The following is an 11,858-nucleotide window of genomic DNA, read 5'->3' as shown; positions in this document are numbered from 1 at the left end:
GCGGTTCAGGGCCTGGCTGACCTGGGCCGATTCCTCGGCCTGGCCGGAGAGGGATTCGGTGACGTCGCGGATCGCCGCCACGTTGCGGTTGATCTCCTCGGCCACCGCGCTCTGTTCCTCGGCGGCGGATGCGATCTGCAGGTTCATGTCGGTGATCACCGTCACCGCCTCGCCGATGCGTTGCAGGGCGGCCACCGCCTGCTCCACCTGCTCGACGCTGCCTTGCGCCTGGCGGTGGCTGCTATGCATCGAGCCGACCACCTCGCGGGTGCCGTGCTGCAGGCCCTCGATCACCTGGCGGATTTCCTCCACCGAGTCCTGGGTGCGCTTGGCCAGGTTGCGCACCTCGTCGGCCACCACCGCGAAGCCGCGCCCGGCCTCGCCGGCCCGCGCCGCCTCGATGGCGGCGTTGAGGGCCAGCAGGTTGGTCTGCTCGGCGATGGCGCGGATCACTTCCAGCACCGAGCCGATCTGCTCGCTGCTGTTGGCCAGCGCCTGCACTTCTTCCATCGCCGCACTCATCTCGCTGGCCAGTTGCTCGATGGCACTGGTGGTCTTGCCGATCACGCCGAGGCCTTCCTGGGTGGCATGGTCGGCGCCGCGAGCGGCTTCGGCAGCCTGGGCGGCGCTGCGGGCGACGTCCTGGGCGGTGGCGCTCATCTCGTGGGAGGCGGTGGCCACCTGGTCGACTTCGCGGTACTGCTGCTGCATGCCGGCGCTGGTCTGGCTGGCCACGGCGGCGGACTGGTCGGCGGTGCCGCGGGCGTCCTGCACCGAGCGTTTCACGTCGGCGATGATCGGCTGCAGCTTGTCGAGGAAGCGGTTGAACCAGCCGGCCAGCTCACCCAGCTCGTCCTGGCGGGCGTAGTCCAGGCGGCGGGTCAGGTCGCCTTCGCCGCTGGCGATGTCCTTGAGCATGCTGGCCACGCCCTGGATCGGCCGGGTCACGCCCCGGGCGGTGAGCCAGACCAGCAGCAGGCCGGCGACGGCGGCGGCTACGCCGAACAGCAGCTCCAGCCAGGTGCCCTGGGCGTTACGTGCATCCAGGTCCTGTTGCAGTTCGAGGGCCGGTGCCAGGAGGGTCGGCATGGGCACGTCCAGCAGCACGGCCCAGGGTTTGGATTCGGGGATCGGCTGCAACGGCGCGAGCACCTGCAGATGGTCATTGGCCTGCTGCTCGTGGGCCTTGCCCTCGCGTTGCAGGCCGAGCAGCGCATTGGCTTCGTTCGGGTAGGCCTTGGCCAAGCCCTGGCCGAGCAGGCCGGCATCCGCGCTATAGCCGGCGAGCAGGCCGGCGGGGCTGAGGATGCTGATGGCGCCCTGCCCGTCATACAGGCCCTGGCTACCGGCACTGCCCAGCTGTTGCAGGTTGCTCAGGCTGATGTCCATGCCGACCACAGCGAGCATCTTGCCGTCCTCGATCACCGGGAAGGTCAGCGTGGTGATCAGCGTCTTCTGGCCCGAGGCATCGTCGAAGTACGGGTCCAGCAGGCAGGGTTTCAGGGTCTGTTTCGGGCAGTTGAACCAGGTGTTGAACGGGCTGCCGTCGAGCATCGGCGTGGCGTCGCTGATCATCGCTTCGGTGGGTGCCAGGGTGCTGAGCTGGCCGCCGCGCTGCGCCCAGTAGGCGGAGAAGCGGCCCACCTCGTTGCTACCGAGTTCCGTGCGGTTGGCGTAGAGCGCGTCACTGCCATCCAGCGCGTTCGGCTCGAACACCAGGTAGAGGCTGAGCAGCTGCGGGTTGGCCTGCAGGGCTTCCTTCACCTGCTGGTTCAGATCCTCACGCAGGGCCTGGCTGTCCCGTTGCAGCTTCTGCGCCTGGCGCTTCTGCAGCAGCACCTGACGGGAGAAGTTGAGGCCGTCCTGGTAGGCCGACAGGAAGTAACGCTGGATGGTCAGCGCCTGCACCTTGCCCTCCCCCTCCATGCGCTCGCGGGCCGAGGCTTCCAGCATCTGCGCGCTGTTCGCCTTGACCAGCTCGGTGCCAGCGCCCATGCGGTAGAGCGAAATGCCGATCAGCACGGCAACGATGGCCAGCAGGCAGAGGCCGGCCAGCAGGGTGATCTTCCACTGGATGGAAAGTCGGTTGAGGGGCATGGGCAAAGGTCCTGTTTACTTCGGATCGGCAATGGGGCGCGGACATGGCGCGCCTTTCTATATAGCGGCAGAAAACGGCTTCAACTTGAGTCGGGATGGATCAATGAACGGTATTGGCCGGGGGTCGAACCGGTCCACTTCTTGAAGGCCTTGTAGAAAGCGCTGGTGTCGGCGAATCCCAGCTCGAAGGCCAGCTCGGTGAAGTTGCCTTCGCCGTGGTCCAGCCGGGCGATGGCCAGGTCGCGGCGGACCTGGTCCTTGAGCCCCTGATAGGACTGCCCTTCCAGGGACAGCTTGCGGCGCAGCGTGGACGGCGCCATGTAGAAGTGGCTGGACAACGCCTCCACATCCGGCCAGCGCTCGGGCTTGATGCTGCGCAGGTAGGCGCGGATGCGCGCCGCCAGGCTCTGCGGGTCGCGATAACGCACCAGGATGTTCGCCGGCAAGCCACCGAGGAAACGCTTGAGGTCACGAGTGCTGCGACGCACCGGCAGCTCCAGGCAGTCGGCGTTGAACAACAGCCGGCTCTGCGGACGGGAGAAGCGCAGGTTGGTGCTGAACATCACCCGGTAGTCCTCGATGTAGTCCGGCACCGTGCAGCGCAGGTCGACACCGAGGATGGGAATGCGCCGCCCGGCCAGCCAGCACATCAGGCCGTGAATCATCAGCCACAGGGTGAAATAGCTGAAGGCACGGCATTGCTGGCCTTCGGGCTCATCCAGGGTGATGTCAGCAAGACCGCCACGACGTTCCAGGCGCGGCGAAAGACCGTCGAAGACCAGTTCGAGGAAACGCAGGGACAGCTCCAGGGCCGCCCCCACGGTGGGTTCCTTCACCGCTGCGCGGGTCATGTAGGCGAAGCTGCCCGACTTCATCCGCCGCGGATTCATGCCGAAGAACTCGTCGTCCATGGTCTGCGCGATGAGCAGCCAGAGCGTTCCATAGAGTTGCGACGACACCCGCCCATAGGGCTTGGCCAGCAGCTCGGCGGGAATGCCTGCCCGGTTCAGCAACCCTGAATCGTCAAAGCCCCGCTGGCGCAATTCCAGCAGGGCTTCGTGGACCAGGCGGACGGAGATGGTGCCTTTCTCGGCGGACGTGCCTGTCATTGCCAGTGAGCTGCTCCAATCAGGGGGCGCCATATTGCATGGACCATCACTGGATTTGTAGCGGAACGACCAACCTGTGGGAGCGAATTCATTCGCGAAGCAGGACGAAGTCCTGCCAGTCAATTTGCATGGGGCAGCTTCGCTGCCCATTCGCGAATGAATTCGCTCCCACAACGGTCATCCCGGCTCCTTTCAGCGAATCGCCGTCACCTTGTCGTCCTTCGGCGGCGTCAGTTCCTCGATGCTGATCTCACGCATGCGGAACTTCTGGATCTTGCCGGTCACCGTCATCGGGAAGGCATCCACGAAGCGGAAGAAACGCGGCACCTTGAAGTGGGCGATGCGTTCCTTGGCCCAGGCGCGCAGCTCCTCTTCGGTGGCAGTGTGGCCGGGGTGGAACTTGATCCAGGCGACGATCTCTTCGCCGTACTTGCTGCAGGGAATGCCGATCACCTGCACGTCGGCCACGGCCGGGTGGGTGAAGAAGAACTCTTCCAGCTCGCGCGGGTAAACGTTCTCGCCGCCGCGAATGATCATGTCCTTGCTGCGTCCAACGATGCAGACGTATCCGTTCTCGTCCATGGAAGCGAGGTCGCCGGTGTGCATCCAGCGGCCCGGGTCGATGGAGTCGGTAGTGGCCTGCGGGTTGTTCCAGTAGCCCAGCATCACGCTGTAGCCACGGGTGCAGAGTTCGCCGATGGTGCCGCGCGGGACGATCCGGCCTTCGGCGTCGACGATCTTGCTTTCCAGGTGCGGCTGGGTGCGGCCGACGGTGGTCACGCGCAGTTCCAGTTCGTCGTCCGGGCCGGTCTGCAGGGATACCGGACTGGTTTCGGTCATGCCGTAGGCGATCTGCACTTCACTCATGTGCATCTCGTTGATCACCCGGCGCATCACTTCGATCGGGCAGGTGGCGCCGGCCATGATGCCGGTGCGCAGGCTGGACAGGTCGAACTCGCCACGCTGCGGATGATCCAGTTCGGCGATGAACATGGTGGGCACGCCGTAGAGCGCGGTGGCCTTCTCCTCGGACACGGCACGCAAAGTGGTCAGCGGGTCGAAGGCGTCGCCCGGGTAGATCATGGTGGAGCCGTGGGTCACGCAGCCCAGGTTGCCCATCACCATGCCGAAGCAGTGGTACAGCGGCACCGGGATCACCAGGCGATCCTGCTCGGTCAGGCCGAGGCTCTCACCGACCATGTAGCCGTTGTTGAGGATGTTGTAGTGGCTGAGGGTGGCGCCCTTGGGGAAGCCGGTGGTGCCGGAGGTGTACTGGATGTTGATCGGGTCGTCGAACTGCAGGCTGGCCTGGCGCTCGGCCAGGGCGCCGACGCTCACCTCCCCTGCCCGCTGCTGCAGTTCAGTCCAGGGTAGGAACGCGGCCGGCGGCTTGGCGGCGAGGCTGACCACGCCCCGCAGTTCCGGCAGGCGCTCGCAGTTCAGGCTGCCCGGCTCGGCCGCAGCAAGTTCGGGCACCAGGCCGAGGAACATGGCGTGGTAATCGGACGTTTTGAACGCATCGGCGCAGATCACCCAGCGGCAACCGGATTGCTTGAGGGCGTATTCCAGTTCGCTGCTGCGGTAAGCCGGATTGATGTTGACCAGGATGGCGCCGATCTTGGCGCTGGCGAACTGGGTGATGCACCACTCGGCGCAGTTGGGCGCCCAGATGCCGAGGCGGTCGCCGCTGTTGAGGCCCAGGGCGAGCAAGGCACGGGCGTGACGGTCCACTGCCTCTGCCAGTTCCTTCCAGCTGTAGCGCAGGCCCTGATGCCTGACTACCAGCGCCTCGCGCTCGGGGAACTTGGCAACCGTGGCATCGAATGCCGCGCCTATGGTCATGGCGAGCAGGTCCTTGTCCTGCCGCCCCCGGGTGTAGCTCTGGTGATTCATGGCTTTCCCTTCTTGTCTTTGTGCTGGGATCGACGCTGATCAACTGGCCTCGACTACGGCAGAGAGGCCCGGTACGTAATTGGGCTTTATTTACCTTTACGTAAACGTAAAGGTAAATAAAGCCGGTTTTCCTGTCTAGTGACTCATTGGTCGGATATGGGTTCGCCCCATAGCCGACAAACCCGATCTGTGGGAGCGAATTCATTCGCGAAGCAGGACGAAGTCCTGCCCTAGCGAACTCCAGGGGACAGCTGCGCTGCCCATTCGCGAATGAATTCGCTCCCACAAGATTCCCTACAACCCCCTACTCCGCTTACCTCACGAACACCTGCGTCGTGGTGATCGCCATATCACCGCCCGGCAGTTTGATGTTCTTCACCTTCTCCAGGCTGTCCGGATCGAACACCGCGATGTCGTTGAAGGTGCCGGCCAGATAGAGCTTGGAGCCCTCGGTGTTGAAGGCGACGCAGTAGTAGGTGTGCTCAAGGTTCGCGGCCTTGATCAGCTTCTGCTCCTTGATGTCGTACTTGGCCAGGCGGTTGAGCACGCCGAACATCTGGTTCGGGTCCTTCGGCGAGCGCAGGCCGGTGAAGTACAGCTCGGTCAGCGGCGCGAAGTCCTGGACGGTGGACTTGCCGGTCTTCAGGTCGATGCTGACGTAGCCATAGATGAAGTCGGCAGTGGCCAGGTCCTGCTTCTCATCCTTGAACTTGGCCGTGGTGTAGAGCATCGAGAACTCGTGGTTCGGCGTCTGGTGCGGCCAGAAATACAGCACGTCCGGCGCGCTGTAGTTCGGGCGCTGCCAGTTGCGGCCGGGCACCGCCACCTCGTACTTGCCGGTCTGCACGTCCATCTTGTAGATGTCCGGCCCCGCGACGAACAGGCTGCCGTCATCCGCGGCGCGCATCAGGTAGACCTGGCGCGGCATCGGGAAGCTGCGAACCGGCTTGGCGTCGAGGCCATCACTGGTGCGGAACACTTCCAGACGCGGCGGCTTGACCACGTAATGGTCGCTCATCATCTGGGTCGGGTTGACCGTGGTGTAGAGCTCCTTGCCGTCCGGGCTGAGGGCGAAGGAGAACATCGAGCGCACCTTCTCCCCCGGCTTCTGCGACAGCTTGGCGTGGAACACCGTCTTGCAGTCGTCCAGGTCGACGCCGTAGAGGTCGCCGAAGTGGTTGTTGAGGATGAACGCGGTCTTGCGGTCCGGCGCCATCATGGCGGTGCCGGGACCGAAGGCGTCCGGCAGGCGGCAGGTCTTGTACAGGCTGTCGGTGGCCAGATCGACCACGTGCAGGTTGTTCGGATAGTTGGTGGCGATCATGTATTCATGACCGGCCTTCAGCGCCGGACCGGCTGCATCAGCGGCCCAGGCATTGGCGCCCAGTGCGAAGCCGGCGACGGCGGTCGCCAGGCTGGCGATGGCTTTGAGTTTCATGCGGTTTCCCCTCTTGTTCTTGTCGCCGGTCATTTGTCTTTCGGGAATACGGTGCCGAGGTTTCGCCAATCCTCCGCGGAGTTGGACGCCTGGGCGTTCCAGTCCTGGTAGGTGCTCATCATGTCGGGCACCTGGGCCGGCCACCAGCAAGGGTCGGAGCAGCCGTAGAGGTCGGCTTCCATCGGCTGGCACAGCGAGCTCACCCCGCCGAAGGCGTCCACTTCCCAGCCCGGGTCGGTGGTGGCGGTGCATCCGGCCACCGCACTCATGGCCACGACTTCTTCGATGCGATCTTCGGCTGCGGCTTTTTCGAGCATTTGCGCTTTGTTGTTGAGCGGCTTCAGATGTTTCATGTCAGTGCGCCTTCCGCGGAGAGATGTAGCTGCTGATGAAGGCCGGATTGACGGCCATGATGCGGCTGTAGACTTCGATGCCGAAGTCCACCCAGTCGCGCATCAGCTCGCAGTAGTGATAGGTCGGGTGAGTGGGGTCGCCGTAGCGGGCGTAGCTCTCGTGGTAGCAGCCACCGGAGCACAGGTTGCGGATGCGGCAGGTGTCGCAGCCGGTGCCGGAACGGTCCAGGCGCTGGGAGAGGAAGTCGTTGAGCTCGACCTGCTTCACCCCGCTGTGCACATTGCCGAAGGTCGGCATGCTGGAACCCGTGAAACGGTGGCAGAGGTTCAGCTCGCCCTTGTGATCCACCGCCAGCATCTTCAGGCCGGCACCGCAGGGCAGTGCCTTCTTGTGGCCTTCGTGGATGTCGGTGATCAACTGATGCAGGTTGGAGAAACCGATGTTGCGGTGCTCCAACGCAGCTTCCAGATAGCGACGGCCGAGGGCCTTCATGTTGGCGAAGACTTCCACCAACTCTTCGCTGGTCAGGTTGTAATTCGCCATGTCGCCCGAGGTGACCGGCGCGAAGCCGACTTCGGCAAAACCCAGCTCGTTGAACAGGTGGTTCCAGATGGTCTCGATGTCGGTGATGCCGCGGGTCAGGGTCACCCGCGCGCCCACCGGCCGGCTGCGATAGCGCGACAGCAGCAGGTCGACCTTGCGCCGCACCACGTCATAGGTGCCCTGCCCGCCCACGGTGATACGGTTGCGGTCGTGCACCGTCTTCGGTCCGTCGATGCTGATCGACAGCCCGAAGCGATGGGCATTGAGGTAGTCGATGATCTCTTCGGTGAGCAGCGTGGCGTTGGTGGTCATGATGAACTCCACCTGCTTGCCAGCCTCGGCAAAGCGACGCTCGCAGTAGTCCACCATGTGCTCGATCAGCGGCCGGTTGGACAGCGGCTCGCCACCGAAGAACACCACGCTGTAGCGCTCTTCATCGGGCGATTCGCGGAGCAGCATTTCCACCGAAGCTTCGGCGGTTTCCGCGCCCATCTTCTTGCCGGCGGAAGGCTTGTCCAGGTCTTCCTTGTAGCAGTAGGTGCAGCTCAGGTTGCAGCCGGTGTTGACGTTCAGCACCACGGTATTGAGCGCCGTACGCTCCACCTTGCTGATGCCGATCTCCGGCGTCAGCGGCGAGCCATCGCTCACCACTTCCAGCGCGATGAGCTCGCGCAGGGTTTCGTTGATGTCCTGTCCGGCGAAACGCCCGGCCAGGCGTTGCACCAGGTCTTCGGACGAGCAGCTCTGCTGGCGCAGCGCGTCGATGATGCCACCGGTGACTTCATCAGCGGCGAACAGCGAACTGCTCGGGATATGGAACAGCATGCGGTCGGCATCCACCCGCACTTCGTGCAGGTTGCGTTCGACCAGATTCAAGATTGCGCCCATGGCGACCTCCCGGAATTCTTCCCAATCGTCGTTGCGAATCCGGGCGGGGAAGCCCCGCCCGAGCCGATACCGCTTACGGGATCGGCGGGTTGTTCCAGCGTTGCACGGTGACGATCAGGTGGCCCTCACCCTTCTGGCCGCCCTCTTCCAGCTGGGCGATCACCTTCAGGTTGCCGGCGTTGTTGGTCATCATCTTGCGTTCCGGGTTGGGACCGGCGCCGCCGGGAATGAAGACGCCGTCCTTCTGCATCTGACCTGCGAACTTCACGTCCTCGTCTTCCTTGGCGCGCTCGTCGAAGGGCTCGACCGACCATTTCGCCGGCAGGTAGCCAATGCGGTACGGCTGGCCATCGGCACCCTTGCCCCAGGCCTCGGCCTCGAAGCGGCCCTGCACCTTGGGCGTGGAGCCGCCGTTCTCGCCAACACGGGCGATGGAGAACTCGGGCACCACCTTCACTTCGGCGATGTCCTTGTAGACCGCGAGATCGACACCTTTCAGGTCACCGAGGGCGACGCTGCGCACGCCGGGTGCGGCATCAGCGGCAGCCTTGACCTTGACGCGGACCAGCTTCGGCGTGACCTCCAGCACCTTCACCACTTCGACGCCAGCACCGAGGTCAGGCGTGCCCTTCAGGCCGCTGCCTACCAGGGTCAGCTCGGTTTCGCTGCCGGCCTTGATGAACGCGGGCTGCACGGCCAGCAACTTGGCGTTGCCGTCTTTGGCGGCGCTGAAGTCCAGGCCGCGCTCGTCGTGCTCGGCCTCGAACATACGGCCCTTCATCTCGCCGTTCAGGGCAGCGAACACCTGGCGCAGATTGGTCTCGCCGACCTTCACGTTGCCGCGCCATTCGTAGCCGTTGTAGAGGATGGCCGAGCCGCTGCCGTTGAACGGCGTGCCGTCGGCGTACTGGCCTTTCACCTCCACCTTGAAGGTGTCACCGGCCTCCAAGGTCACGGTCATCACGCCACGCACGTCACCCTTGGTCAGCATGTGGCCGCTGAAGCTCCACTGCCCAGGCAGCGCATCGGCCTTGGGCTTGGCCTTCTGCCAGTCGGCCCAGGCCTGGTTTTCCAGCGGGAAGCGCTTGGCCAGTTCCGGCACCATTTCCTTGAGGGCGAGATCCAGCCAGTCGCGGTCGCGAGACTGGGCCTGGTATTCGAGAGACGGCCACTGGCCGAGGTGGAAGTTGACCAGGTGTTCCCACTCCTTGGCGGGACGGCGCTGCAGGGCGACGCGGGCACCGGAGTGGCAGCGGCCACACATCTGGCTCAACTGGTCGTCGAACTTCTCGACAGTGTTCAGACGACGCTCCATGGCATAGCGCACGCCATCGGTTTCGCTGGGGGCCAGGCCTTGCTTGTCGGCCAGGTATTTGACCAGGGTGCGCCGGTCGCCATCGCTGATCTGGAGGCCGTGCATCACTTGCATGCGTCCGATACTCATCAGCCAGCCCTCAGGGGTCTTGCGCTGGTGGCTGATGCGGCTGTAGGTATCGTTGCCCTCGGGGATGTGGCAACCCATGCACTTGGACTTGAGGAGGGCTGGACCCTCCTCGGCTGCATGGGCCTGGGCGAACATGAGGGACGCCATGGCCAGTGCCAGGGTGCCCGCGTGCTGCCGGAGTCGAGTCGTCTTCAAGGTCAGACCTCCACGGTGTTGTTCTTATGATTTGCACCCCACGGCGGAGCGGGTGCAGTTGTCACGGCAAATACACAATGTGTGCCATGCCATTGAAAGTCCTTTTATTACAACGATTTAGCCGTAAAACGCAGGCTTGGCAGGGATGCTGGCGGCAGGGTCCGGCGTCTAATTTCGCGACAGACTGTTCCACGCTGAGACTGCACCACCCAGCATCCAGTAAAGGTAGACAGTGCGACTGTTCCAGGCCCGTCTCAGCGAGTCTCAAAGTGCAACAGCGAGCACTTCGGCGGCGCCCCGAAACAACCTGATAATTCCTTTTAAATCATTGCCTTACGAGACCTTTACGGCCTTGGCATGGGGGTTGCGAAAGCTGGGTACAACTTCAATGAACAGAGGCTTCCCCCATGCTCGCTGACCTGCCCGTCCTCCCCCAGACCAATGCCTTCCTCAATCGCAAGCTGAAGATGCTGATCGGCGCCGAATGGCAGGACTCCGTCAGCGGCAACACCATGAGCTTCCGCAACCCGGCCACCGGCGAAGTCCTCGGCAACGTGCCCTCGGCCACCGCCGAAGACGTCGACCGCGCCGTGCAGGCCGCCCGCCAGGCCTTCGACGATTCCGCCTGGAGCCGCATGCGTCCGCGCGAGCGGCAGAACCTGCTGTGGCGCCTGGCCGACCTGATGGAGCGCGACGCCCAGGAACTGGCCGAGCTGGAGTGCCTGAACAACGGCAAGAGCGCCGCCGTGGCCCAGGTCATGGACGTGCAGCTGGCCATCGACTTCCTCCGCTACATGGCCGGCTGGGCCACCAAGATCGAAGGCACCACCGTCGACGCCTCCCTGCCGTTGATGCCCGATGACCAGTTCCACGGCTACATCCGCCGCGAAGCCGTCGGCGTGGTCGGCGCCATCGTCGCCTGGAACTTCCCGCTGATGCTGGCCTGCTGGAAACTCGGTCCGGCGCTCGCCACCGGCTGCACCGTGGTGCTCAAACCCGCCGACGAAACCCCGCTGACCGCCCTCAAGCTCGCCGAGCTGGTGCTGGAAGCCGGCTACCCGGCCGGGGTGTTCAACGTCGTCACCGGCACCGGCCTGAATGCCGGCGCCGCCCTCGCCCGCCACCCGGGCGTCGACAAGCTGACCTTCACCGGCTCCACCGAAGTCGGCAAGCAGATCGGCAAGGCGGCCATGGACAACATGACCCGCGTGACCCTGGAACTCGGCGGCAAGTCGCCGACCATCGTCATGGCCGACGCCAACCTCCAGGAAGCCGCCGCCGGCGCTGCCAGCGCGATCTTCTTCAACCAGGGCCAGGTCTGCTGCGCCGGCTCGCGCCTGTATGTGCACCGCAAGCACTTCGACAACGTGATCGCCGACATCGCCGGCATCGCCAACGGCATGAAGCTCGGCAACGGCCTCGACCCGAGCGTGCAGATGGGCCCGCTGATCTCCGCCAAGCAGCAGGACCGCGTCACCGGTTACATCAACCTCGGCCGCGAACTCGGCGCCACCATCGCCTGCGGCGGCGAAGGCTTCGGTCCCGGCTACTTCGTCAAGCCGACGGTAATCGTCGACGTCGACCAGCAGCACCGCCTGGTGCAGGAAGAAATCTTCGGCCCGGTGCTGGTGGCCATGCCCTTCGACGACATCGACGAGGTGGTCCGCATGGCCAACGACAACCCCTATGGCCTCGGCGCCAGCATCTGGTCCAACGACCTCGCGGCGGTGCACCGCATAGTGCCGCGCATCAAGTCCGGCTCGGTGTGGGTCAACTGCCACAGCGCCCTCGACCCGGCCCTGCCCTTCGGCGGCTACAAGCTCTCCGGCGTCGGCCGCGAAATGGGCGCGGCGGCCATCGAGCACTACACCGAGCTGAAGTCGGTGCTGATCAAGCT

8 protein-coding genes are annotated in these 11,858 nt (G+C 64.5%); 1 reads left to right on the top strand and 7 read right to left on the bottom strand.

The window, feature by feature from the left end; genetic code table 11:
• The 7 genes from E8E91_RS13545 to peaA form a co-directional block, all read right to left on the bottom strand.
• A partial coding sequence (locus E8E91_RS13545) for a methyl-accepting chemotaxis protein (RefSeq protein ID WP_280376178.1) occupies positions 1-2,097 on the bottom strand: 2,097 nt, incomplete at its 3' end.
• Positions 2,098-2,177: 80 nt separating this feature from the next.
• Positions 2,178-3,206, bottom strand: a complete 1,029-nt coding sequence (locus E8E91_RS13540; protein WP_280376177.1) for an AraC family transcriptional regulator — start codon at positions 3,204-3,206, stop codon at positions 2,178-2,180.
• Positions 3,207-3,398: 192 nt separating this feature from the next.
• Complete coding sequence (locus tag E8E91_RS13535; protein ID WP_280376176.1) at positions 3,399-5,099, bottom strand: AMP-binding protein; 1,701 nt, start codon at positions 5,097-5,099, stop codon at positions 3,399-3,401.
• Positions 5,100-5,412: 313 nt separating this feature from the next.
• Positions 5,413-6,537: a quinohemoprotein amine dehydrogenase subunit beta gene (peaD, locus tag E8E91_RS13530; RefSeq protein WP_280376175.1), complete on the bottom strand. Its 1,125-nt coding sequence runs from the start codon at positions 6,535-6,537 to the stop codon at positions 5,413-5,415.
• A gap of 29 nt (positions 6,538-6,566) precedes the next feature.
• A complete protein-coding gene (qhpC, locus tag E8E91_RS13525) occupies positions 6,567-6,890 on the bottom strand; it encodes a quinohemoprotein amine dehydrogenase subunit gamma (protein WP_280376174.1) in 324 nt (107 codons plus the stop codon).
• A 1-nt stretch (position 6,891) separates the two neighbouring features.
• Positions 6,892-8,322, bottom strand: a complete 1,431-nt coding sequence (gene peaB / locus E8E91_RS13520; protein ID WP_280376173.1) for a quinohemoprotein amine dehydrogenase maturation protein — start codon at positions 8,320-8,322, stop codon at positions 6,892-6,894.
• Between the two features lie 73 nt (positions 8,323-8,395).
• Positions 8,396-9,913: a quinohemoprotein amine dehydrogenase subunit alpha gene (gene peaA, locus E8E91_RS13515; RefSeq protein WP_280376179.1), complete on the bottom strand. Its 1,518-nt coding sequence runs from the start codon at positions 9,911-9,913 to the stop codon at positions 8,396-8,398.
• Positions 9,914-10,368: 455 nt separating this feature from the next.
• On the opposite strand from peaA, the gene E8E91_RS13510 reads away from it, so the two are divergent.
• Positions 10,369-11,858, top strand: a 1,490-nt coding sequence (locus E8E91_RS13510) for an aldehyde dehydrogenase family protein (RefSeq protein ID WP_280376172.1), incomplete at its 3' end; no start/stop codon positions are given.

The organism is Pseudomonas sp. BN515 (assembly GCF_029873155.1).
Classification (GTDB): domain Bacteria; phylum Pseudomonadota; class Gammaproteobacteria; order Pseudomonadales; family Pseudomonadaceae; genus Metapseudomonas.
The sequence above is the reverse complement of the archived record's forward strand: the minus strand, read 5'-3'. Positions and strand labels throughout refer to the sequence as shown.